Origin of the sequence: Billgrantia pellis (assembly GCF_008297955.1) — a bacterium.
GTDB classification, from domain to species: Bacteria; Pseudomonadota; Gammaproteobacteria; order Pseudomonadales; family Halomonadaceae; genus Halomonas; species Halomonas pellis.
In genome coordinates this window covers 366,948-391,156 of the sequence record NZ_VTPY01000003.1, presented here as the reverse complement: position 1 = coordinate 391,156, position 24,209 = coordinate 366,948, and the positions used below count along the sequence as shown (strand labels likewise).

Sequence of the window (24,209 nt, the reverse complement as noted above, 5' to 3'; positions counted from 1 at the left end):
TCGGCATGGCCGCTCGAACAGCCCGCCCCTGGCGGGCTGTTCGCGGTTGGGGCGTTCGATAGTTGCGCAGGGTTATGTATACAATGGCAGCCAGCGAAGAGCTCAGACAGGAGGGACATCCATGAACCAGCGGCAGCGTCTGGGTGAGGCCGATGCGAGTAGGACGAAGCCTCGACGCCTGGGCAAGAACGGTGATGGAGCGGAACGCCACGAGGCAATCTATCGTTCGATCAGCGATGCGATTATCGAGCATCGCCTACGCCCCGGCGCGCGCTTGCGCGAGGATGCGCTGGCCGAGGTCTTCGGTATCAGCCGTACCGGTATTCGCAAGATCTTGCAGCGTCTCGCTCTGGAGCAACTCGTCACGCTAACGCCGCGACGAGGGGCCAGCGTAACCCGACCCACCGCCGATGAAGCCAAGGATGTGTTCGACGCGCGCCAGATGGTGGAGTGTGGCTTGATGCCTGAGGTCGCTCGTCGCATCAGGCCCGAGGACGTGAGTGAGCTGCGCGATATGGCCCGCCGCGAGCGCGAAGCGCTCCGGTCGGGCGAGCAGAGCCGCGCGATCAAGCTTTCCGCCGCTTTCCACGAACGGTTGGCGCAGCTTTCCGGCAACGCCACCCTCGCCGCCTTCGTCGGCCAGCTCTGCTCGCGTTCGTCACTGATTCTCGCCGTCTACGGAAGCTCCGGGCACCTGGGGTGCGAATCACACGACCACGATGATCTCATCGGTCACCTGGAGGCGGGCAACGGCGAACGGGCTACCGCCTTCATGGGGCGTCACCTCAAGGCCATCGAAGCCTCACTCTCCATCGTCGAAGCAGAGGACGAGGCGCCGGACTTGCAGAAGATCTTCGGCGCCTGAGACCAAGCCACGAGCGCTGCCTTACGCCGCGCGAATGACGACTGAAAGTACCGCCGGAGGCGAGGGCTTCCGGCGGCTTCGTAACGCTTTCGATCAGGCACGGGCCTGCGTCATTTCGCCGGCGCCGTCTCCCGGTTCGCCTGACCCTGGTCAGTATAGGCGTGACCGCCCACGTGGCCGGCCAGCACATCTTCGGCTCGGGCCTGGTGGTTCTGCACCGAGCTGGTCCACTGGCCCCAGACCGTTGGATCGATGGTATCGCCATTGCTTCCCAGGTTCTCGAGCCGACGCTTGTCCTCGTCGGTGAGTACCTGTTTGGGCAGCGGCTCGAGATGCTTGACGTCCTGTGCCGTCATGCCGAGCTTCTCACCCACCCGCTTGCCGTACTCGTCATGCACCAGGAAGAAATGCCATAGCATGCGCTCCTGAACGTCACGCTCGCACTGGCCGAGCAAGTTGCCCATGTTGTCGATCAAGTCGTCACGCTCCCAGTCCATCATGGTATTGAAGCGCCCACGTGCTTGAACGTAGTCATTGCGCCGCTCGATTACGCTGCGGGTGAGCCGCCCGCTGATTTCCGGCGAATGGTTGGGTTCCTCACGCTCGGCTTCCTGCAGGCCGTTGTGGATCGACGGCTCGTAGTTGACGTGCGGATTCTGCCCCGGGGCGAGGTCGACGCCGTAGGACATCTCGCCGCCGCGCTGGTTGGTATACACCTTGCCCTTTACGCCCTTGGGTTGGTTGACCGGTAGCTGCAGATAGTTCGGTCCCACCCGGTAGCGCTGGGTATCGGAGTAAGAGAAGGTACGTCCGACCAGCATCTTGTCGTCGGAAAAATCGAGGCCGTCCACCAGTACGCCGGTACCCATGGCGATCTGCTCGTTCTCGTTGTGGAAGTCGTCCACGTTGCGGTTGAGCGTCATCACGCCGACGTGGCGCAGTGGGAAGTCGTTTTCCGGCCAGATCTTGGTATCGTCGAGCGGGTCCCAGTCGAGCTCGGGGTGCTCATGATCCTCCATGATCTGCACGTAGAGGTCCCATTTCGGGTAGTCGCCGCGCTCGATCGCTTCAAACAGGTCCTTGGAGGCGGAGCCGAGCTCCTGGCCCTGTACCTTGGCTGCTTCGGCATCGGTCAGGCTGGCCACGCCGCAGCGCGGGTGGAAGTGATACTTCACCAGGACCGTCTCGCCCTTGTCATTGACCATCTTGTAGGTGTTGACCCCGAAGCCCTCCATGTGGCGATAGCTCGCCGGGATGCCGCGCGGGCTGAACAAGTGCGTCAGCATATGCATCGATTCAGGGGTCTGACTCATGAAGTCGAAGATGCGGTTGGGCTCCTGGCGGAACGTCACCGGATCGGGCTTGAGCGAATGAATGACGTCGGGAAACTTGATCGCGTCGCGTATGAAGAAGATCGCCAGGTTGTTGCCGACCAGATCCCAGTTGCCATCCTCGGTATAAAATTTGACCGCGAAGCCGCGCGGGTCACGGGCGACTTCGGAGGAGTCGCGGCCGCCGATCACGGTGGAGAAACGGATCGCCAGTTCGGTCTTCTTGCCGGCTTCCTGGAACAGCTTGGCACGGGTGTATGTCGAGGCCGGCTCGTCGCCTATCTTGCCGGTTGCCTCGAATTCGCCGTAGCAGACGAAACCGCGCGCATGCACTACGCGTTCAGGGATGCGTTCGCGGTCGAAGTGACTGATCTTCTCGAGGAATTGGTAGTTCTCCAGCGTGGCCGGGCCACGGCTGCCCACGGTACGCTGGGCCTGGTTGTTGGTGATGGGATGACCCTGACGGTTGGTCAGGACCTGATTCTGTTTATCCATGCCATACTCCTTGTGCTGACGCCCTGGCTTGGAGGCGTGCCAGACCGTGCCTTCCGGCGCCTCCCCCTGAGGCATCAGCGTAGCACTCACTCCACTTTGAACGGCATGGACTTGTGCTATGCCTGCTATAGGACGAAACAATGGCGCGCCGGTCAGACCGGTGGCGCCATTGTCGGGGTTCAAGCCGCCGGCGTTACCGCGACGGGGCGATAGCTCATCATCAGGCCGTAGTAGAACAGGCCGCCGAGTGCCGCCCCCATCATCCAGCCGTAGCCATCCAGGCCGGAGAGCGCCGGCACCAGCACGGTGGAGATCGAAAACAGGGCAGCCCCGCCGAAGGCCAGCAGCGCGCGGTGGTTCCAGCCTTTGGCATAATGGTAGGCAGAGCCCGGCTTTGAGGAGAACAGCTGCTGCATGTCCAGTGTCTGGCGCTTCACCAGGTAGTAGTCCACCACGATGATGCCGTAGAAGGGCGCGACGACCGCACCCAGGGCGTTGACGAAGCCCGGCACACCGATCTGGCTGATCACCGAGACCCACAGGGCGCCGACGAAGAAGGCCACCACGGCCGTGATCAGTCCGCCTATCTTGAAGCTGATCCGGCTGGGGAACAGGTTGGCCAGGTCGTAGGCCGGCGGGATGAAGTTGGCCACTAGGTTGATGCCCACGGTGGCGGCGAAGAAGGTCAGGGCGGCGACGATGGGCAGCGGCAGCGAGTCGACCCGCTCGACGATGTCCGCCGGGTTGGTCAACGCCTCGCCGAACAGTACCAGGGTGCCGGCGGTGATGATCAGGGCGATGAAGGAGAAGAAGGCGACATTGAGCGGCAGCCCCAGCAGGTTGCCGAGCTTCATCTGGCGTTCTGTCTTCACGAAGCGGGTGAAGTCGCCGAAGTTGATTACCACTGCGGCGAAATAGGCCACCATGGTACCGACGATCGCCATGAAGGCGGCCACGGCGCTGCCGCTACGCTCGCCGTCGGCACTGAAGATGCTGCTCACGGCGGGTAGCAGCTCACTGCCGGCCTGGTACCAGACGACGATCATCAGGGTGACCATCACCACGTAGACCAGCGGGCCAGCCCAATTGAGAAAATGCTTGATGCGCTCGATGCCGGACCAGAAGATCGCGATCTGGAACAGCCACACGATCACGAACGATACCCAGGCCACCCCCGAGAGGCCCAGAAAGGAGCGGCCGTCTCCAGCGCCGAAGAGGGCGACAATGAGTAGCGCCACGGCGGTGGAAGCAAAATAGGTCTGAACCCCGTACCAGAAGATGCCGATGATCGCACGGAGCATGGCCGGCAGATTGGCGCCGCGCACGCCCATGCTGGCGCGCACCATGACCGGGAAGGGGATGCCGTACTTCACGCTGGGCTTGCCGGTCAGATTGACCAGGAACATGACGATAATGCCGGCGAGTATGATCGCCGCCATGACCGCCCAGCCGTTGAGGCCATAGCTCAGGAATAGCGAGGCGGCCAGGGTGTAGCCGAACAGGCTCTGGATATCGTTCGACCAAACATTGAATATCTCGAAGGCACCCCAGTTGCGATGCTGGGGTTTCAGCGGGGCGAGGTCATCGTTGTATAGCGTTGGATCGATGGTCTGGATGTCCAGTTCGTTGTCTCTCATCGTCGTCACCGTTGTCGTTGTTGAAATGCCGCCCACCCGGCTAGACCGGGGGGCGAGGCAGGGGACAGCGCGAAATCACTGACGGAAGCGCTGGCACGGTAACCAGTACTGCATCAGGACGTAGTAAGTCAGGCCGGCCGGGATCAGGCTGGCGTACCAGGAGACCGCCGAGAAGGTCAGGGCGGCGGCGATACCGACCCCGGTGGCAATCAGCGCCGCCACGTTGACGCCCCGGTAGGGCCCGTTCTCGTCGTAGAGCTTGTCCAGGTCCAAGGTGCGACGGCGGATCAGGTAATAATCGACCACCAACACGGCGAAGATCGGACCCAGGAACGCGGAGTAGGTCTGCACGAAGAGCTGCAGACCGGCGGCGGAATCCGGCTGTACCAATTTCCAGGGAAAGGTGGCGAAAGCCAGCAGACCGACGATCACGTTGGCGGTGCGGAACTTGAGCCTGAACACGTCCATCAGCACGTAGGTCGGTGGCACCACATTGTTGAGCACGTTGGTAGTGACCTGGGCGAAGGCGATGAACAGCAGGGTGGTCATCAACAGCGGCGTATTGTCGACGGCATTGGCGAATACCTGGATGGGGTCGGCGGTGCCGGTGGCCTCGGACACCATGAAGCCGATCAGGCCCATGAACAGCGTGCAAGGCAGGATCGACATGGCATAGATGGTGGTGAGGAGGCCCGGGCCGGTGCCGTGTTTGTGCTCCCGGGCATAGTCGCCGACATTGAGCATCATGGTGCTGTAGATACCCAGAAACAGCATGGTGGCGCCCCAGAACGGCAGGCCCCAGGAGCCCTCCATGGTCAGCAGGTTGGCAGAGAGCACGTCGCCATAGCGCTGCACCGTGCTGTAGAACATGTAGACCAGCGAGGCGAGGATAAAGGCGCTGCCGACGTTCTCCAACCACTTGATGCCCTGAAAACCCATCACCGACAGGCCGACCTGCAGGAGCTGGAAGCTGATGAAATAGAACACTAAGTTGTCGAAACCGAACAATGTGGCCGAGACCATGTTCAGGGCGCCGGCACCGATCCAGCTCTGGAAGCCATACCACACCACCGCCGGCACGGCACGCACCAGCCCCGGCAGGCGCGTGCCGGCGAAGCCGAAGGCGCTGCGCGCCTGGACCATGAAGGGAATGCCGTATTTGTACCCGGCAGCGCCATTGATGGCCAGGGCGATACCGATCACGAAGCAGCCAATGGCGATGGCCAGTGTCGCCTGAATCAGGTTCAGCGTGCCTACCACGCTGGAGCCCATGGTGAACGTGCCGATCGACACGCAGCCACCGAACCAGGCGAGAAAGTAGGAGATGCGCCCCATGATGCGGGTCTTCTGGGGCGCGAGCGATTCATCCCCCAGTGCCTTGGTGGCACTGGCCGCGTTCGGCGAGGGGGGTACGACGGGGTCGGCTGCCGTGCTGTGGTGGGTGGAGTGTTGCATGGTGATGTCCTCGCAAGTCGAAGCTGACTGTTGTGGTTATGGTCCCGGGGGGCGGGCCTTGCGGCGTGACGTGCTTCCGGCATTGACTGTTGTTGTAGGGATGCCGGTTCGATCAGCGCTCCGGTGTGAGGTGTGAGAATCCTTCGAAGCGGCCAATGAACGGTTTGGGTCGGGGGAAGGCCAAGTCACCGTACTTGCTGGTGCCGAGTCCCAGGCCGACAAGAGCCTCGGCGAGCTTCACCGCGGCGGTGACGCCTTCGATTACCGGCAGGCCCGCTTCCCGGGAAATGGTCTCGGTCAGGTCGGCCATACCGCCGCAGCCCAGCACGATGGCGCCGATGCCATCCTCGTCTCGGGCGCGACGACATTCGTCGATGATACGGTCGAGCGCCGAGGCGCCGTTTTCCTCCAGATCGAGTACCGGTATCTCGGCGGCGCGAACCCGACGACAGTGACGGTGAAAGCCATACTGCTCGAGCAGATGCTCGGCGATGATGCCCGTACGACCGAGCGTGGTGACCACCGAGAAGCGGGTGCTGACGAGGCTGGCCAGGTGGAAGGCGGCCTCGGCGATGCCGATGACCGGCGCTCGGGTCAGCTCGCGTGCCGCCAGCAAACCAGGGTCACCGAAGCAGGCGATGATATAGGCGTCGGTTTCTTGCCTTTCTCCGGCCAGCACTTCTTCCAGCACACCCACGGCACTGATCGCCTCGTCGAAGTGACTCTCGATGGAGACCGGACCGGAAGCCGGCTGAGTGGCCTGAATGGACGTGCCCGGCGCGGCGACCCGACGAGCCGCTTCGCCGATCTTGTCCGTCATGGCGGTGGTGGTATTGGGATTGATGATGCGTAGGCGCATGCGAACTCCGGTGCTTTATTTGTGAACAATAGTCTTGATCTTTGTACACAAAATAGGCGTTACGAGTTCAAGGCGCAAGATCTCACCTAAAACCTGATGATCGACGTGTTTTTGTTTGTATAACAACCCTTTAGAAGAAAACCTCAAGGGCGATCGCGATTCGGGCGTATTCGACTTAAGTCGCTTAGGGCTGTTTTCGGGGCGTGGATGTCCCTTTTTGCCCATTAATGTTTACAGTTATTGCAATCCATTGAAGACGCTTTGTTAGCATGCTCATATGGCAGCGAAGCCGACCTGCCTGACGTTCTCGGAGCGGAGTTTGTATTGGAGGTTATTTTTGTATACAAAATGCGGGTAATGCTGCGAAACCAAGGCCGGTTGCAACAATGCTGGATACAAATTATTTTTATCATTGTATACAGTTAGTGTTGAGCGCTGTTTCGCCGTCGAGCGATACGGACGTCGGCCCGGCCGCGAACCGATAGAAAAGCGATGAAAAACAAGAGGAAGATGCCTAATGAGCGTAAGCCGTGATTACCCACGCGATCTGATTGGTTATGGCCGCAATCCGCCCCATGCCAGTTGGCCGGGACGAGCAAAAATCGCCGTACAGTTCGTGCTCAACTACGAAGAGGGTGGAGAGAACTGCGTGCTGCATGGCGATGCCGGCTCCGAGCAGTTCCTCTCCGAGATCATCGGAGCCCCGGCCTTTCCCGATCGTCACCTGAGCATGGAGTCGATCTACGAGTACGGCTCACGGGCCGGTGTCTGGCGCATTCTGCGTGAATTCGAACGCCGCGGCTTGCCACTGACGGTGTTCGGCGTAGCCATGGCACTGGAGCGTCATCCCGAAGTTGCCCAAGCCTTCAAGGAGCTGGGTCACGAGATTGCCTGCCACGGCTATCGCTGGATCCACTACCAGGAGGTGCCGGAGCACGTCGAGCGCGAGCATCTGCAGCGCGCCATGGAGATCTTCCAGCGCCTCTATGGCGAGAAGCCGCAGGGCTGGTACACCGGCCGCGACAGTCCCAACACCCGACGGCTGGTGCTGGACGAGGGCGGCTTCCTCTACGACAGCGACTACTACGGCGACGACCTGCCGTTCTGGACTCGCGCAGCCGACAGCCAGGGCATCGAGCACGATCACCTGATCGTGCCCTATACCCTGGACAGTAACGACATGCGATTCGCTGCACCCCAAGGCTTCAATACCGCCGAGCACTTCTTCACCTACCTGCGTGACGCCTTCGATGTGCTGTATGCCGAGGGAGAGGAATCGCCGAAGATGCTCTCGGTGGGCATGCACTGCCGATTGCTTGGCCGCCCCGGCCGCTTCCGTGCCCTGCAGCGCTTCCTCGATCATATCGAGGCGCACGATCGGGTCTGGGTGACGCGCCGTGTGGATATCGCTCGCCACTGGGTGGAGCATCACCCCGCCCCCGCGCGCTGAGTCCCACTTTTTCAGGATATATCATGAATCAACGTACCTATTATGCACCTACTGGCGGACACCCGCCGCAGACCCAACTGCTCTCCGACCGCGCGGTGTTCACCGAGGCCTACGCCTTCATTCCCAAGGGAGTGATGGGCGACATCGTCACCAGCAACCTGCCGTTCTGGGAGGAGACCCGGCTGTGGGTGCTGGCGCGCCCGCTCTCCGGTTTCGCCGAGACCTTCTCGCAGTACATCATGGAAGTGAGCCCGGGCGGCGGCAGCGAGCGCCCCGAGCTCGACCCCGCCGCCGAGGGTGTGCTGTTCGTGGTCGAGGGCGAGATGACCCTGACCATCGCCGGCGAGCGCCACGAGATGACACCGGGCGGCTATGCCTTCCTGCCTCCGGGTTGTCACTGGCAGCTGCGTAACGAATCCAATGCGCCGGTGCGCTTCCATTGGGTGCGCAAGGCCTACGAGTACGTCGAGGGCATCGAGGTGCCGCAGGCCTTCGTGGTCAACGAAAACGATCTCGAGCCCAACCCGATGCCCGGTACCGAGGGGCGCTGGGCCACCACGCGCTTCGTCGACCCGGCCGACGTGCGCCACGACATGCACGTCAACATCGTTACCTTCCAGCCCGGGGCGGTGATTCCTTTCGACGAGACCCACGTCATGGAGCACGGTCTCTACGTGCTCGAGGGCAAGGCGGTCTATCACCTCAACCAGGATTGGGTCGAGGTCGAGGCGGGGGATTTCATGTGGCTGCGTGCCTTCTGCCCTCAGGCGTGCTATGCCGGGGGGCCGGGGCCGTTCCGCTATTTGCTCTATAAAGACGTGAACCGCCACGCGGCGCTGCGCTTGGGTGCTCGTTGAGACGCAGGGGGCTTGCAGTAATGTCGCCGCTCGAGGCTGATCCGGCGACAGGGTTTCGAGGGGCGCTGTGAACCCATCCCTGGGCGCTACCTACGCCATCCCTGGCGTAGGTCCCCCTCTCCACCCTGTCCCTGGCGCCTCTCGCTCGGATGGCTGCTTTGCTCCGCCATTCGAGGCTTTATTCAAGGCCTGTGAAATGGAGTTTATATGCTGGAACTCAAAGCCGAACCGCTGACGCCTGAGGCCTTCGCGCCCTTCGGCGACGTCATCGACACGCGCACGGCGGACTACTTTCACATCAATGCCGGACGCACCCGCCGCTACCACGACCTGGCCAAGGTCGAGACCCTAGGCGAGCAGGCGAGGGCGCTGGTCAGCATCTTCGTCAGTCAGCCGGTCTCGATCCCGCTGGAGCTCGATTTCCTCGAACGTCATCCCCAGGGCAGCCAGGCCTTCATGCCGCTGCATGAAGAACGCTTCGTGATCGTCGTGGCGCCGCCGGGAGATAGCATCGACCCGGCCAAGGTGCGCGCCTTCGTCACCGACGGCCGCCAAGGTGTGAACTACCGCGCCGGTACCTGGCATGCCATCCAGTCGGTGCTGGAGCGTGAAGGGGAATTCCTGGTCGTCGATCGTGGCGGCGAGGGCAACAACTGCGACGAGTACCCGCTGGCGCTACGGGTCGTCATGGAATAAGGGGCCTGGGCTGACAATACGCCCAGGGAACTCGGCGAGCCTTAAGGCCGGGGCTCGCCGGGAAGGTCAATGGCGGGGCCGGTTGATGGCGGCGATGGCATCGCCGGTATGCTGGACGTGGTCCGCCAGCAGGCGTCGGGCGAGATCGCCGTCCCGGGCCTTGAGAGCCTCCAAGATATCGCGGTGCTCGCGCGTGGACTCCTCCCAGCGCCCGATATGATCCAGCGCCAGGTAGCGTGCCCGTTCCAGCCGCCCCAGCAGACTGCGATGGGTCTCTTCGAGGACCGGGTTCTTGGCCCCGGCCACGATCAATCCGTGAATCCGCTGGTTGAGTTCGAAGTAAGCATTCCGGTCGCCCTTCTCCAGCAGCCGCTCCAGGCGTTCCTGAAGGCTCTCCAGTCGCTTCAGTTCGGTGTTGGTCATGCGGCGGGCAGCGAGGCTGGCAGCCAGGCTCTCGAGCCCGGCCTCCACCTCGAAGAGATGTTCCAGCTCCTGCGGCTCGATCAGCGAGACTTGGGCATTGCGGTTGCGCCGCAGTGTCACCAGGCCGTCGGCGGCCAGCATCTTCAGGGCCTCGCGCAGCGGCGTGCGGGAAATGCCGAGCTGCTCGCACAGCTCCGGCTCGATCAGCCGCTGGCCGGGTGCCAGGCGTCCGTGGACGATCAAGTCGTGCAGTGCCTCATAGGCTTCCTCTGCCAGCGAGGGAGTCGTGATGCGTCGTCGCCCGAGCAAGGCGGCACCTTCCATTGTCATGTCATCCATTCCTCTGTGCTGAGGAGACGAGCCGATTGTCTCCGAATTGTCGATCGAGACACAATCAGCCGACCGTTGACACGGGCTCGGCCCTGCGCCGTCCCACGAGCCTGGCAAGCGCCTCGGGAAGTCCCTGGCAGGGTTTCTCGGGAGGCGGTGCGAAGCTGCCGGCGGTGGGGGCGGAGGCGCCAAGATCGACCATCGCCTGGGCCTGTCGCAGGGCGCAGGTGACGCCGTCCAGGGCCGGCACCGGCAAGCGGGCGGCGACGCTGCGGGCCAGGCCAGCCAAGGGGGCACCGGCAAGAATCAGCACGTCGGCCCCATCGTCCTGCACCGCCCGTTCCGCCAGGGCGATCAAGCGTTGGCCCTGATCCTCCTGCACGCGGCCGATATGCGCCAAGGGCTCATCGAGGGCACGAATGCTGGCCAACCGATCGCTGAAGCCGTAGGCGGCGATGGTTTCCCGGTACCAGGCCTGGATGCGCTGAGAGATGGCAATGACGGAGAAACGGTTGCCTCGCTGGCAGGCGCTGACCAGCGCCGACTCGGTCATGCCCACCACCGGGATCGGCAGTATCTCACGCAACGCTGCCAGGCCGGGGTCGCCGAAGGCCGCCACCACGACTGCATCATGCTCTGCATAGTGCTCGGCCGCCACTTGCATGGCGGCATAGCCGCCGATCTGCGCCTCGGCGCGCGTTTCGATGTAGGCCACTCCGAACGGAGCGGTGGCCATGGTCAGCTCGGTCCCCGGTCGAATGCTGCGGCGCGCCTCGGACTCGATCAGGCGGGTCACGTCGCCTGAAATATTGGGGTTGATGACCAGGAGTTTCATGGCGTGTTCCTTCAATCGTTATGGTTATGGTGCGATGGCTAGTAGCCCAGGACGCGGGGCAGCCAGGTGACGAGGCCCGGGAAGGCGATGCAGGCGATCAGCACCGCGTACTGAAAGACGATGAAAGGCCATGCACTCTTCATCAGTTCGTTGAGGCTGATCTTGGAAATGCCGCACATCACGAACAGCAGCACGCCCACCGGCGGCGTCATCATGCCCACCACCAGGTTCATCACGAACAGGAAGCCGAACAGCAGCGGGTCGATGCCGTAAGCCAGGGCGATCGGTGCCAGCAGCGGCACCAGCATGATGTAGGCGGCGTTGGACTCGATGAACATTCCCACGCCGATCAGCAGCGCCATCACCAGCAGCAGGAACACCAGCGGATCCTGGGTGAAATTTTGCAGCCAATCGGTCAACTGCATGGGAATCAGGTCGAGAGTAAAGGCGAAGGTCATGGTGGAGGCGAAGGCGATCAGGGCGCCCACCATGGCGGCGGTGACGGCGGCGTTGAACATCGCCCGGGGAAGGTCGGCGAGGCGCAGCTGGCGAGTCACGAAGAAGCCGATGACCAGGGCGTAGACCACGGCGATGGCGGCTCCTTCGGTGGGGGTGAAGGCACCCGCCACGATGCCGCCGACGACCACGATCGGCATCAACAGGATGGGTAGGGCACGCCAGGTCTGCACCAGCACGTGCTTGAGCCCGATGGCTCCGCCGGCCAGCGGGTAGCGGCGGCGCAGGGAGATGAAGCTGGCCAGCCCCATGAAACCGAGCGCCAGAATGATCCCGGGGATTACGCCGGCCATGAACAGACCGCCTACCGAGACCGAGGAACCGGCCATCAGGGCATAGACGATCATGGCATTACTGGGCGGGATGATGGCGCCGAGGTTGGCTGCCGAAGCGACGACGGCGCTGCTGTAGCCGGTACCGTACTGCTGGCGCATGGACGGCACCAGGGAGCTGCCGAGGGCGCTGGCGCTGGCAACGGCGGCGCCGCTCACGGCGGCCAGCACCATGCCGGCGACGATGGCCACATGAGCCAGGCCGCCGTGCACGCGGCCGACCAGAGAATTGGCGAAATCCACCAGTCGCTGCAGGATGCCGGCAGCCACCATCAGTTCGCCCGCCAGCATGAACAGCGGAATGGCCATGAGGGGGAAGCTATTGACCGAGTGCATCATGCGTTGGGGCAGGACCGTGAAATCCAGGCCTCCCACATACAGACCCAACAATGAGGCGACACCCAGGGCGAAGGCCAGCGGCATGCGCAGCAGGGCGAGTCCCAGGAAGGAGAAGACGATTGCGGGGGTCATGAGGACGCTCCTTCATAGCGTTCGGGCGCGCTGGGAAGCGGCTCCAGGCGCAGCGCCTGGGCCACTAGATGCAGGCAGCTGTGACCGGCGCAGACCACCACGGCGATGTAGAAGACGGCGGCGGTGATCGGCAGCGTCGGCATCAGCTCCTGCCATTTGCTGATCGCGGCGCCGAGGCTGATCCAGAACAGTGCAGCCATCAGGGCGGCGCCCAGCCAGGCCATCAGGCGTGCGAGTAGCTGTTGCAGCGAATCGGGCAAGTAGGTCACCAGAGCGTCGATGCCTACGTGAATGCCGACCTTGATGCCGTGGGGAATGGCCAGGAAGATTGCCCACACGAAGCACAGCCGGGAGAGTTCATCGGCTGAGTCGATGGAACTCGACAGCACGTAGCGGCTGAATACTTGGGCCGAGACCAGCAGGGTCATCATGCCCATGGCAACCAGAATGGCGTAGTAGGACGTCCGGTCGAGAAGCGCCAGCCCATGCAGAAAATGGCGCTTGACCGGGCTGGAGGCGCTCGCCTCCAGCCGCTGCCAGGCGGGTGTCATGCGTCGAGCTCCGCCAGTACCTGGTCGACGATCTCGGCGCCGATCTTGTCGCGCAGGTCGTCAATCACTTCATGGCTGGCTTCGCGCAGGGCGGCTCGGGTTTCGTCGCTGATGGGGGTGAACTCCATGCCGCGTTCGATCAGCGTCTGGCGCGCCGCATCGTCCTCCTCGGCGGCGGTCTGGCGTTGCCAGGCGACCGCCTCATCCATCGCCGCGCGTACCGCCTGCTGGTGTTCCTCGCTCAGGCTCATGAACGTATCACGGTTGGTCACGACCACGATGAAGTCGTAGAAGTGCCCGCTGTCGGAGAGATACTGCTGCACCTCGTCCATGCGCTTGGTGCTGATGATGCTGTAGGGGTTCTCCTGGCCATCCAGCACGCCTTGCTGCAGTGCGCCATAGACTTCGTTGATGTCCATCGACACCGGGCTCGCGCCGATGGCGCGGAACGTGTCCAGGTGGGTCTCGTTAGGCTGCAGGCGTATTTTCAGCCCCTGGAAGTCCTCGATGGTTTCGAGGGGGCGCTCGCTATTGGTGACGTGGCGAAAGCCCAGCTCCATGTAGCCCAGTGCGGTAAATCCCTTCTCGGCCAGCTTCTCGTCGAGCACTTCCCCCACCTCGCCGTCGATCAGTTCGAAGGCTGCTTCGCGGCTGTCGAAGGCGAACGGCAGGCTCAGCGCTTCCAACTCGGGCACGGTGCGCGAGAGGTACGAGATGCCGATCCAGGTGCCGGCGATGGAGCCCGTGCTGACCTGGTCGACGTTCTCGCTGGCGCCGCCCAGCTGCATGTTGGGAAATAGCTGTGCCTTCAGCTCGCCGTCGGTACGTTCGGCCAGAGAGTCGCGAAAGACCTCCATGGCACGGCTGCTGGAATGGTCGTCGGTGAAGTTGCCGCTGAAGCGCAGGGTTTCGGCATTGGCCAGCAGCGGGGCGCCCAGGCCGAGAGCCAGCAGGACCGCAGCGGAGCGACGGGCAAGGCGGGTTGTTGTTGTCATCCGAGCTTCTCTCTCTTCACGTTTGGGTGGACGTCGCCCGTCGATCCGGGGCGACTCTTATGAACCTTAGGTCAAAATCTAACAGAATACAAAATACCGGATACCAAATTTTTTATTTACAAATAATATCAGAAAATTAGCTATTGAAATTACCTGTTTTTCGACAGTTCTTCGGTTTTCTGACTTGCAATCCTTGGCGGCTGTGCAAGGCTATGGTCGTGCCTGGATACAGTATACCGAATACCAAAAACAACCCGGAGTTCACCATGGAACGCACGCTGCTCGGCATGCTGACGCCGTCTTCCAATACCGTGCTGGAGCCCTTCACCGCCGCCCTCCTGCGCGATCTTTTCCCCGACGTCACGGCTCACTTCCAACGCTTTACCGTCCGCGAGATTTCCATGCGCGACGAAGCCCTGTCCCAGTTCGACCCCTCGGCACTGCTGGAGGCGGCAGGGCTGCTCAACGATGCGCACATGGATGTCATCGCCTGGAGCGGCACCTCGGCCAGCTGGCTGGGGTTCGAGTCCGACCGCAGGCTGTGTGCTGCCATCACCGAAGCCACCGGGGTACCGGCCACCACCAGCGTACTGGCCCTCAACGAGGCCTTGGCGCGTACCGGCGTGACGCGGCTGGGCCTGGTGACGCCCTACCTGGACGACATCCAGTCGGCGATCGTCGCCAATTATGCCGCCGAGGGTGTCGAGATGATCGCCGAGCGTCATCTGAATGACCGCGGCAACTTTTCCTTCTCCGAATACGACGAGACGACGCTGGCCGGGCTCGTGCGTGAAGTGGCCAGGGCCGAGCCCGAGGCCATCGCCATTCTTTGCACCAACCTGCGCGGGGCGGGAATCGTCCCGGCGCTGGAGCAGGAGATCGGCATTCCCATCTACGACTCGGTGAGCGTGACGGTGTGGAAGTCGTTGGTGCTGGCCGGGGTGGATCCCGCGCGAATCTCCTGCTGGGGCCAGCTGTTCCAGGATCCGCGCCTAGGCGTGTGAGGACTCAGGTTTCGCGCCTCGGTGCGCATGGACAGGGACGACCGCATCGCAATGCAACGCATCGGCAACACCCACCAACAACAGCAATCACGAGGTGACACCATGCCCCGCAAGGCAACCATCAAGACCCTGGCGCTGGGGGTTTCCCTGGCCAGCGTTCTGGGCGGCGGTCTGGCCCAGGCCGAAACGACCCTGCGCGTGGTCGGCAATTTTTCCGGCAACAAGCTGCACGTGGACGAAGTGGAGCGTCCCTTCTTCGAGGAACTCGGCGGGCGCGACGACATGACGGTGGTCTACAACACCATGGATGCCATCGGCGTGGAGGCGGCGGATGCGCTGCGTAACCTCCGCTCAGGGGCCTTCGACGTGATGTCGGTGCAGATCGGCATGGCGTCCCGCGACGAGCCCTTCTTCGAGGGCATCGATCTGGCCGGCGTCTCGCCGGACCTGGACGCCCAGCGCGAGGCCGTCGACGCGGTGCGCGAGGCTTTCGATGCCCGGTTGCAATCCCGTTTCAACGCCAAGCTGATGACGCTGTGGCCCTTCGGGCCGCAGATGATGTTCTGCAACGGCGACATCGACGACGTCGGCGATCTCTCGGGTAAGAAGGTGCGCGTCTTCACTCCGTCCATGTCGCGGCTGGTGGAAGGGCTCGGCGCCACTCCAGTCACGCTGCAGTTCAGCGAGGTCTACCTGGCGCTGCAACGCGGCGTGGCCGACTGCGGGGTCACGGCGCCTTCCGCCGGCAACAACGGCAAGTGGCCCGAGGTGACCGATACCTTCGTGCCGCTGCCGCTCTCCTACTCGGTGCAGGGCCATTTCATGAACCTGGACACCTGGAACCGCTTCGACGAAGCGCAGCAACAGGCCTTGACGGAGGCCTTTGCGCGGCTGGAGGAGCAGATGTGGGAGCTGGCCTACGAGGTCAATGACGATGCCATCGCCTGCAACACCGGCCAGGCGGAGTGTTCACGGCACGAGGCCTATGACATGGCGCTAGTGGATATCGATTCCGATTCGCGCGCGCTGGTGGAGTCGATCACCCAGGAAGCCGTCCTGCCCGTATGGGCCGAGAGCTGCAGCGCTCAGTACGACGGCTGCGTCGAGGTCTGGAACGAGACGGTGGGGCAGGCCGCGGGCATGTCCGTTTCCCAGTAAGCCACTGCCTTGCCCCGGCCGCCTGGGGGTGGCCGGGGCGACATGGAGAAATGCGATGGTTACACCGCATCCTTATCGGCTGGCCCGCGGGCTGGCCCATGGCGCCGCGATTGCCGCCGGCTATGCCGCGCTCGGATTGTCGCTGCTGATCACCTTCGAGGTGATCGCCCGCAAGCTGTTCCACTTTTCCCTGCAGGGTGTCGATGAGATCGGCGGCTACGTGCTGGCCATCGGCGTCTCGTTCAGCTTCGCCTACGCGCTGTTGCACCGTGCGCATACCCGCGTCGATGTGCTGTTGACCCGCCTGCCTCGGCTGCTGCAGGCGCCGCTCAACGTCGTCGCGATGGTAATGCTGGCGGCTTTCTCGTCCTTCATGCTGTGGCGCGCCATCGAGACGCTCGAGGAGACACTGGAATTCGGCAGTCTTGCCAGCACGCCGCTGCAGACGCCGCTGTGGATTCCGCAGAGCCTGTGGGTAGTGGGGCTCGGGGTGTTCTGTGTGCTGACCCTGCTGCTGGCGGCTCACGCCCTGGGGCTTCTGGTCACCGGCCGGCTGGTCGCACTGGATCGCGAGTACGGCCCGCGCTCTACCGACGACGAACTGAGCGAGGCGCGCAAGGATTACGGCAGCGATATCACCACCGAGCCAGGGAGGGCCACGTCATGATCGGCGCCTTCGAGGTCATGATCGGCTTTATCGCCATGCTGGGCATGATGGCGGCCGGCATCCACGTTGCCGTGGCGATCTTCACCGTCGCCACCCTGGGCACCCTGATGTACCTGAGTGTCCCGTTGCTCTTCTCCTTCGGCGACACGCTGTGGGGAACGCTCAACGACTTCATCCTGACGGCCATTCCGCTGTTCATCCTGCTTGGCGAGCTGCTCCTGCGCAGCGGCATCACGGAGCGCATGTACAGCGCCTTGTCGGTATGGCTCGATCGCCTGCCCGGTGGCCTGTTGCACACCAACATCGGCGCCTCTTCGGTGTTCGCCGCCATGTCCGGCTCCTCGGTGGCGACGGCCGCCACCATCGGCACGGTGGCGCTACCGGCCTTCGCCGAGCGCGGCTACAGCGAGCGGCTGGCGCTGGGTACCCTGGCCGCCGGGGCGACGCTGGGCATCCTGATACCGCCGAGCATCAACATGATCATCTACGGCGCGATCACCAATACCTCGATCGGCAAGCTGTTCATCGCCGGGATCCTGCCGGGGCTGGCGCTGGCGGGCGCCTTCATGCTCACCATCATGGCCTTCGCCTTGATGAGGCCAGGAGTGGTGGGCAAGGCCTCCGAGCGGGCGTCGCTGCGTGATCGCCTGGCTTCGCTGGTGGACCTGCTGCCGCCGGCGTTCGTCTTTGCGATCGTCATCGGCAGCATCTACAGCGGCTGGGCCACTCCCACCGAGGCGGCTGCCCTGGGGGTGATCGCCGCACTGGGCCTGGCGGTCTGGAATCGCAAGCTGACCTTTCGAATGCTGCACGAGTGCTTTCTCTCCATGGCTCGCACCACGGCCATGATCATGCTGATCATCGTGGCGGCCTTCTTCCTCAACTACGTCGTCGGCATCCTGGGCATACCCACCACCCTGACCCGCTGGGTGGCCGACCTGGGTCTCACACCCTTCGGGCTGATCCTGGCGCTGGTGGTCTTCTACCTGGTGCTGGGCTGTTTCCTCGAGACCCTGTCGATGATGATCGCCACCGTGCCGATCGTGGTGCCCATGGTCGTCCAGTTCGGCTTCGACCCGGTGTGGTTCGGCATCTTCCTCGTGGTGATGATGGAAATCTCGCTGATCACCCCGCCCATCGGCATGAACCTCTACGTGGTGCAAGGCGTGCGCGGGCGCGGCTCCATCACCGACGTGATGGTCGGCAGCCTGCCGTTCCTGGCCATCATGCTGCTGTTCGTGCTGTTGATCATTCTCTGGCCCGGCCTGGTGCTCTGGCTTCCCGACGCCATGGGCTGACCCCGGCGACAACCACAAGGTATGTGACATGACACGCTTCGATACCCTGATCAAGAACGGCCGCATCATCACCGCGGCCGACAGCTACGACGCCGATATCGGCATCAAGGACGGGCGCATCGTCGCCCTGGGGCAGGGCCTGGAGGGGGCCGACGAGGTCATCGATGCCCAGGGGCTATGGGTGATGCCGGGCGGCATCGATGCCCATTGCCACCTGGACCAGCCCCTCGGCGACGGCGCAGTGATGGCCGACGACTTCCTGACCGGCACCCGCTCGGCGGCCTGCGGCGGCACCACCACGGTGATTCCCTTCGCTGCCCAGCAGAAGGGCCAGAGCCTGCGCGCTGCGGTGGAGGATTACCACCGGCGCAGCGAAGGCAAGGCGCTGGTGGACTACGCCTTCCACATGATCGTGACCGACCCTACCGAGACGGTGCTCAAGGAGGAACTGCCGGCCCTGATCCAGGAGGGCTACAGCTCGTTCAAGATCTACCTGACCTACGACGACCTAAAGCTCAACGATCGCGAGGTGCTCGAGGTGCTGGCCATGGCGCGCCGTGAGGGCGGCATGGTGATGGTGCATGCCGAGAATGCCGACTGCATCGCTTACCTGACCGAGCTGCTGGAGTCGCAGGGCAAGACGGCGCCGTACTTTCATAGCGAGGCCCACTCGGCGATCGCCGAACGGGAGGCGACCCACCGCGCCATTTCCCTGGCCGAACTGATCGACGTGCCGATCCTGATCGTGCACGTCTCCGGCCCCGAGGCCATCGAGCAGATCCGCTGGGCTCAGGGGCGCGGCCTGCGGGTCTATGGCGAGACCTGCCCTCAGTACCTGATGCTGACCGCCGAGGACCTGGACCAGGAGGGCTTCGAGGGAGCCAAGTGCGTGTGCAGCCCTCCGCCCCGAGATCCCAAGGCCCAGGAGGCGGTCTGGCAGGCGCTGGAGAATGGCGTCTTCCAGGTCTTCTCCTCGGATCACGCCCCGTTTCGCTACGATGATCCGCAGGGCAAGAAGCTGCACGGGGAGGACGCCGCGTTCCACCATGTTCCCAACGGCATACCGGGGCTGGAAACGCGCCTCACAATTCTGTTCTCGGAAGGCGTCGTCAAGCAACGCATCGATGCGACCCGCTTCGTGGCGCTCACCGCCACCAATCCGGCCAAGATATACGGCCTCTACCCGCGCAAGGGCACCATCGCCATCGGCAGCGACGCCGACCTGACCCTATGGGACAGCGAAGCGAAGATGACGGTGCGCAACGAAGCCTTGCATCATGCGGTGGACTACACCCCTTATGAGGGACTGGAGCTCACCGGCCGCCCGGTGCTGAGCCTGTGCCGGGGGCGGGTGGTATCACGTGGCGGCGAACCCATGGTCGACGCGGGTCACGGCCGCTTCCTCAAGTGCCACAAGCCGCAGCCCGCCAGGCCCCGCGGCTCGGCCAAGGGGTTCTAGGTCATGATCGACACGATAAAGGCCGCGACCGAACGCTTGCTGGGCGCCTATCCGCCGGGGCGTATGGTCCCGGTTCCTGATGACTTGCCTTTCACCGATGAGGGTGAGGCCTATGCCATCCAGGCCAGGGTGGCGGCCTCGCTGGGTACGCCTTGCGGCTGGAAGCTGGGAGGCATTGTCCGCGGCGAGGCGCCACGCTACTCGCGGCTATTCAGCGAGCTGTGTCGGCCATCGCCGGCTTGCTTCTCCCATGACGAGTTTCACCGGGTCTATCTCGAACCGGAGCTGGCCGTGGTGCTGGCCGAGCCGATCCCGGCCCGCCGCCGGTGAGGTCTTTACCACCGGCACCTTCGCGGGTGTGATCCCGATGTTGCCGGGGCAGCGAGCCTCTCTGAGCTTCATGGGAATCGGCGAGGTGGTCCTGGAACTGATCTGAATCTTTCTTAGCCGGCTAGTGAGTTTTTCTTTAGGCCAAGCTGTTAATTCGGCTTGGTTTTTTGTCTTTAGGAATTTATATGAAAATATTTTCCATAATTCCTTGACGACGCGCATGCCGACTTCTAATCTCGTTATACAGAAATATTTTCCAAAAACAATCTGGTCGCCACTCACGGGAGGATCCGTCATGGCTCGAATGACCGCAGCAGAGGCCGCCGTCCATGTGCTTCGCAAGGAAGGCATCGACGTTGCCTTCGGCGTGCCCGGTGCCGCTATCAACCCTTTCTACGCCGCTTTGCGCAAGAACGGCGGTGTCGACCACGTGCTGGCCCGCCACGTCGAGGGCGCGTCGCACATGGCCGAGGGCTATACCCGTACCAAGGCCGGCAACATCGGCGTCTGCATCGGCACCTCCGGGCCCGCCGGCACCGACATGATCACCGGGCTCTATTCAGCCAGCGCGGACTCCATCCCGATTCTGTGCATTACCGGCCAGGCGCCGCGTTCCAAGCTGCACAAGGAGGACTTCCAGGCCGTCGACATCCAGGCCATTGCCGGGCCAGTGACCAAGTGGGCGATCACCGTGCTGGAGCCGGCGCAAGTGCCGCGTGTCTTTCAGCAGGCCTTTCAACTGATGCGCAGCTCGCGCCCGGGGCCGGTGCTGATCGACCTGCCCATCGACGTGCAAATGAGCGAGATCGAATTCGACCCGGACACCTATGAGCCGCTGCCGGCCTATAAGCCCAGCGCCTCTCGCGCTCAGATCGAGAAGGCCATGGCCATGCTCGACGAGGCCGAACGTCCGCTGATCGTCGCCGGCGGCGGCATCATCAACGCCGATGCCAGCGAGCTGCTCCAGGAGTTCGCCGAACTCACCGGCGTGCCGGTCATTCCCACCCTGATGGGCTGGGGCAGCATCGCCGACGACCACCCGCTGATGGCCGGCATGGTGGGGCTGCAGACCTCGCACCGCTACGGCAACGCCACGCTGCTCGAATCCGACTTCGTGATGGGCATCGGCAACCGCTGGGCCAACCGCCACACCGGCAATCTCGAGACCTACACTAAGGGGCGGAAATTCGTCCACGTCGACATCGAACCGACCCAGATCGGGCGCATCTTCGGACCCGACTACGGCATCGTCTCCGACGCCAAGGCGGCGCTCGAACTGTTCGTCGAGCTGGCCCGCGAGAGAAAAGCCGCGGGCAAGCTCAAGGATCGCAGCGCCTGGGCCGAATCCTGCCAGGAACGCAAGCGCACCCTGCTGCGCAAGACCCACTTCGATGACGTGCCGGTGAAGCCGCAGCGGGTCTACGAGGAGATGAACAAGGTCTTCGGCAAGAACACCCGCTACGTCAGCACCATCGGCCTGTCGCAGATCGCCGGTGCCCAGTTCCTGCACGTCTACAAGCCGCGCCACTGGATCAACTGCGGTCAGGCCGGCCCGTTGGGCTGGACCATTCCCGCTGCACTCGGCGTATGCAAGGCCGACCCTGAAGCCGAGGTGGTGGCGCTTTCCGGCGACTACGACTTCCAGTTCATGGTCGAGGAGCTGGCCGCGGGGGCGCAGTTCAACCTGCCCTACATTCACGTGCTGGTGAATAACTCCTACCTGGGACTGATCCGTCAGGCCCAGCGCGGCTTCGACATGGACTACTGCGTGCAGCTCTCGTTCGAGAACGTCAACTGCCCGGAGATCAACGAGTACGGCGTCGACCACGTCTCGGTGGTGGAGGGGCTTGGCTGCAAGGCCCTGCGTGTCACCCGGCCGGACGAGATCGTGCCCGCCCTCAAGGAAGCAAAGGAGCTGATGGCCCAATACCGGGTGCCGGTGGTGGTGGAGGTGATCCTCGAGCGGGTGACCAACATCGCCATGGGTACCGATCTCGACGCCATCAACGAGTTCGAGGCGCTGGCCGACGAGGGCGCGGATGCGCCTACCTCTATCACCCAGCTCACCTAAAGCCTGCGCACACAGGGGCGCTTGGGACAGGCCGCAGAGGAGGTCCGACTCCAGGGAAGGAGTCGGTAGCGTACAGGGATGTATTCACAGCGCCTCCTCGCAGGCCTGTCGCAAGACAAGCCCCGAGCCATAACGCACGACCTAAGGAGTTCGACATGCCCAAGTTCGCCGCCAACCTCAGCATGCTGTTCACCGAGGAGGATTTCCTCGACCGCTTCCAGGCCGCCGCCGAGGCCGGTTTCAAGGGCGTCGAGTATCTCTTCCCCTACGACTATTCCGCCGCCGAACTCAAGGCGCGCCTCGACGAGAATGGCCTGACCCAGGTGCTGCACAACCTGCCGGCCGGCGACTGGGGGGCCGGTGAGCGCGGTATCGCCTGCCATCCGGATCGCGTCGAGGAGTTTCGTGCCGGCGTGGAGAAGGCCATCGACTACGCCACGGTGCTCGGCTGCAAGCAGGTCAACTGCCTGGCCGGCATCCAACCCCAGGGCGTGAGCCTGGAGCAGGCGCGCCGCACCCTGGTGGAGAACCTGCGCTACGCTGCGGATAAGCTCGAGGCCACCGGTATCCTGCTGCTTGCCGAGCCGATCAACACCCGCGACATTCCCGGCTTTTTCCTCAACCGCACCGAGCAGGCGCTGGCGATTTTTGACGAAGTGGGCAGCCCCAACCTCAAGCTGCAGTACGACATCTACCACATGCAGATCATGGAGGGCGACCTGGCGCCGACCATCGAGAAGCACCTGGATCGCATCGCTCACGTGCAGTTGGCCGACAATCCGGGCCGCCACGAGCCGGGCACCGGCGAGATCCACTACCCGTTCCTGTTCGCCCATCTCGACCGGTTGGGCTACGACGGCTGGATCGGCTGCGAGTACAAGCCGGCCACGACAACCCAAGAAGGTCTGGGCTGGCTGGATCGGTGAAACGCTGTTGCGCTCGGCATCTCGGCCGCCGGCGGTGCTCGCAATCCTCATTGAGCACCCAGTCAACTCCGGTTGCTGCGCGCCGGCGGCGGCCGACCTGCCTTCGCTCACGACGCGTTTCAGAACGTTTGCCTACGATCACCACAAAGACAAGCTGAAAGGAGAACCATCATGAGCAAGATCGGTTTCATTGGCCTTGGCATCATGGGCCGCCCCATGGCGGGGCATCTGCTGGATGCCGGCCACGAACTCGCCACCGTCAAGCGCGGCACGCTGGACGCCACCCTGGCCGAGAAGGGGATGCGCGAACTCGACAACCCCCGCGCCGTGGCCGAGCAGGCCGAGGTCGTCATCACCATGGTGCCGGATACCCCCGACGTCGAGCAGGTGCTGTTCGGCGAGGGCGGCGTCATCGAAGGGCTCAAGCCGGGTACCCTGGTGATCGACATGAGCTCCATCGCCCCCATTGCCACCCAAGGCTTCGCCAAGCGCATCCATGAAGCTGGTGGCGAATACGTCGACGCGCCGGTGTCCGGCGGCGAGGGCGGTGCCATCAATGCGGTGCTGACCATCATGGTGGGGGCCACCGAGGAGGGCTTCGCCCGTGCCAAACCGATCCTCGAAGTGATGGGCAAGACCATCACCCATATCGGCGGCCACGGCGCGGGACAGACCTGCAAGGTGGCCAACCAGATCGTCGTCGCGCTGACCATCGAGGCGGTGGCCGAGGGCCTGCTGTTCGCCTCGAAGGCGGGCGCCGACGTGGCCAAGGTGCGCGAATCGCTGCTTGGCGGCTTGGCCCAGTCGAAGATCCTCGACGTGCACGGCGAGCGCATGATCAAGCGCACCTTCGACCCCGGCTTCAAGGTCAAGCTGCACCAGAAGGATCTCAACCTGGCACTCGAAGGCGCACGCAGCCTCAACCTGGCGCTGCCGGGGACCGCCAATGCCCAGCAGTTGTTCCAGGCCTGTGTCGCCCACGGCGGGGAAGACTGGGACCATGCCGGTATCCTGCGCGCTTTGGAATCGCTTGCCGGGCACGAAGTGGGCTGCTGACGGCATGATCTGAGGAGGCATCAAGTGGTCCGCCAGTCGCGCAGACGGTGAGCCAAGCTTCCTTTCCTGGTGGGTGTCGGGTCGTCGCCCGCCAACCGCCGCACCCTGTGTGGCTTTACCCGGCGGCGGGATCCCGCCGCCG

General features: G+C 63.5%; 22 protein-coding genes. 13 read left to right on the top strand and 9 right to left on the bottom strand.

Annotated elements, in window-relative coordinates; genetic code table 11:
* The first annotated feature begins 121 nt into the window (after positions 1 to 121).
* A complete protein-coding gene (locus tag F0A17_RS07645; RefSeq protein WP_187774648.1) occupies positions 122 to 865 on the top strand; it encodes a GntR family transcriptional regulator in 744 nt (247 codons plus the stop codon).
* Between the two features lie 110 nt (positions 866 to 975).
* Here F0A17_RS07645 and F0A17_RS07640 read toward each other — a convergent pair whose 3' ends face one another.
* From F0A17_RS07640 to F0A17_RS07625, 4 genes are all read right to left on the bottom strand, one after another.
* Positions 976 to 2,691 (bottom strand): catalase, encoded by a 1,716-nt coding sequence (locus F0A17_RS07640; RefSeq protein WP_149327758.1) that lies wholly within the window; start codon positions 2,689 to 2,691, stop codon positions 976 to 978.
* A 179-nt stretch (positions 2,692 to 2,870) separates the two neighbouring features.
* Positions 2,871 to 4,328, bottom strand: a complete 1,458-nt coding sequence (locus F0A17_RS07635; RefSeq protein WP_149327757.1) for an NCS1 family nucleobase:cation symporter-1 — start codon at positions 4,326 to 4,328, stop codon at positions 2,871 to 2,873.
* Between the two features lie 75 nt (positions 4,329 to 4,403).
* Positions 4,404 to 5,783 (bottom strand): NCS1 family transporter, encoded by a 1,380-nt coding sequence (locus tag F0A17_RS07630; RefSeq protein ID WP_149327756.1) that lies wholly within the window; start codon positions 5,781 to 5,783, stop codon positions 4,404 to 4,406.
* Positions 5,784 to 5,895: 112 nt separating this feature from the next.
* Positions 5,896 to 6,642: an aspartate/glutamate racemase family protein gene (locus tag F0A17_RS07625; RefSeq protein ID WP_149327755.1), complete on the bottom strand. Its 747-nt coding sequence runs from the start codon at positions 6,640 to 6,642 to the stop codon at positions 5,896 to 5,898.
* Positions 6,643 to 7,159: 517 nt separating this feature from the next.
* Between F0A17_RS07625 and puuE the strand changes: the two genes are divergently transcribed.
* The 3 genes from puuE (at position 7,160) to F0A17_RS07610 (ending at position 9,645) form a co-directional block, all read left to right on the top strand.
* Complete coding sequence (puuE, locus tag F0A17_RS07620; protein WP_149327754.1) at positions 7,160 to 8,092, top strand: allantoinase PuuE; 933 nt, start codon at positions 7,160 to 7,162, stop codon at positions 8,090 to 8,092.
* Between the two features lie 23 nt (positions 8,093 to 8,115).
* A complete protein-coding gene (locus F0A17_RS07615; protein WP_149327753.1) occupies positions 8,116 to 8,949 on the top strand; it encodes a bifunctional allantoicase/(S)-ureidoglycine aminohydrolase in 834 nt (277 codons plus the stop codon).
* Positions 8,950 to 9,156: 207 nt separating this feature from the next.
* Positions 9,157 to 9,645: an ureidoglycolate lyase gene (locus F0A17_RS07610; RefSeq protein ID WP_149327752.1), complete on the top strand. Its 489-nt coding sequence runs from the start codon at positions 9,157 to 9,159 to the stop codon at positions 9,643 to 9,645.
* 66 nt (positions 9,646 to 9,711) lie between these two features.
* On the opposite strand, the gene F0A17_RS07605 is transcribed toward F0A17_RS07610, so the two are convergent.
* From F0A17_RS07605 to F0A17_RS07585, 5 genes are all read right to left on the bottom strand, one after another.
* The gene (locus F0A17_RS07605; protein ID WP_228716834.1) at positions 9,712 to 10,398 is read right to left on the bottom strand and encodes a GntR family transcriptional regulator; all 687 of its coding nucleotides are present in this window, start codon (positions 10,396 to 10,398) and stop codon (positions 9,712 to 9,714) included.
* Positions 10,399 to 10,462: 64 nt separating this feature from the next.
* Complete coding sequence (locus F0A17_RS07600; protein WP_149327751.1) at positions 10,463 to 11,233, bottom strand: aspartate/glutamate racemase family protein; 771 nt, start codon at positions 11,231 to 11,233, stop codon at positions 10,463 to 10,465.
* Positions 11,234 to 11,271: 38 nt separating this feature from the next.
* The gene (locus F0A17_RS07595; protein ID WP_149327750.1) at positions 11,272 to 12,552 is read right to left on the bottom strand and encodes a TRAP transporter large permease; all 1,281 of its coding nucleotides are present in this window, start codon (positions 12,550 to 12,552) and stop codon (positions 11,272 to 11,274) included.
* A complete protein-coding gene (locus tag F0A17_RS07590) occupies positions 12,549 to 13,103 on the bottom strand; it encodes a TRAP transporter small permease (RefSeq protein ID WP_149327749.1) in 555 nt (184 codons plus the stop codon). Before F0A17_RS07590 ends, F0A17_RS07595 begins: the two co-directional genes overlap by 4 nt.
* Positions 13,100 to 14,098, bottom strand: coding sequence for a TRAP transporter substrate-binding protein (locus tag F0A17_RS07585; protein WP_149327748.1), 999 nt, complete (start codon positions 14,096 to 14,098; stop codon positions 13,100 to 13,102). The genes F0A17_RS07590 and F0A17_RS07585 overlap by 4 nt, the downstream gene beginning before the upstream one ends.
* A 266-nt stretch (positions 14,099 to 14,364) precedes the next feature.
* On the opposite strand from F0A17_RS07585, the gene F0A17_RS07580 reads away from it, so the two are divergent.
* From F0A17_RS07580 to F0A17_RS07540, 9 genes are all read left to right on the top strand, one after another.
* Positions 14,365 to 15,102: a maleate cis-trans isomerase family protein gene (locus F0A17_RS07580; protein WP_149327747.1), complete on the top strand. Its 738-nt coding sequence runs from the start codon at positions 14,365 to 14,367 to the stop codon at positions 15,100 to 15,102.
* 102 nt (positions 15,103 to 15,204) lie between these two features.
* A complete protein-coding gene (locus F0A17_RS07575; RefSeq protein ID WP_149327746.1) occupies positions 15,205 to 16,260 on the top strand; it encodes a TRAP transporter substrate-binding protein in 1,056 nt (351 codons plus the stop codon).
* A gap of 55 nt (positions 16,261 to 16,315) precedes the next feature.
* A complete protein-coding gene (locus tag F0A17_RS07570) occupies positions 16,316 to 16,927 on the top strand; it encodes a TRAP transporter small permease subunit (protein WP_149327745.1) in 612 nt (203 codons plus the stop codon).
* A complete protein-coding gene (locus F0A17_RS07565; RefSeq protein WP_149327744.1) occupies positions 16,924 to 18,225 on the top strand; it encodes a TRAP transporter large permease in 1,302 nt (433 codons plus the stop codon). The genes F0A17_RS07570 and F0A17_RS07565 overlap by 4 nt, the downstream gene beginning before the upstream one ends.
* A 28-nt stretch (positions 18,226 to 18,253) precedes the next feature.
* The gene (gene hydA, locus F0A17_RS07560) at positions 18,254 to 19,684 is read left to right on the top strand and encodes a dihydropyrimidinase (protein ID WP_149327743.1); all 1,431 of its coding nucleotides are present in this window, start codon (positions 18,254 to 18,256) and stop codon (positions 19,682 to 19,684) included.
* Between the two features lie 3 nt (positions 19,685 to 19,687).
* On the top strand, positions 19,688 to 20,014 hold the full coding sequence (locus F0A17_RS07555; RefSeq protein ID WP_149327742.1) for a hypothetical protein: 327 nt from the start codon (positions 19,688 to 19,690) through the stop codon (positions 20,012 to 20,014).
* Positions 20,015 to 20,309: 295 nt separating this feature from the next.
* Entirely contained in the window at positions 20,310 to 22,085 is a 1,776-nt protein-coding gene (gene gcl / locus F0A17_RS07550; protein ID WP_149327741.1) for a glyoxylate carboligase, read from the top strand.
* Between the two features lie 155 nt (positions 22,086 to 22,240).
* Positions 22,241 to 23,011 carry a hydroxypyruvate isomerase gene (hyi, locus tag F0A17_RS07545; protein WP_149327740.1) on the top strand — a complete coding sequence of 257 codons (771 nt, stop codon included), beginning with the start codon at positions 22,241 to 22,243 and terminating at the stop codon, positions 23,009 to 23,011.
* A gap of 171 nt (positions 23,012 to 23,182) precedes the next feature.
* Positions 23,183 to 24,067 (top strand): 2-hydroxy-3-oxopropionate reductase, encoded by an 885-nt coding sequence (locus F0A17_RS07540; RefSeq protein WP_149327739.1) that lies wholly within the window; start codon positions 23,183 to 23,185, stop codon positions 24,065 to 24,067.
* Positions 24,068 to 24,209 lie beyond the last annotated feature (142 nt).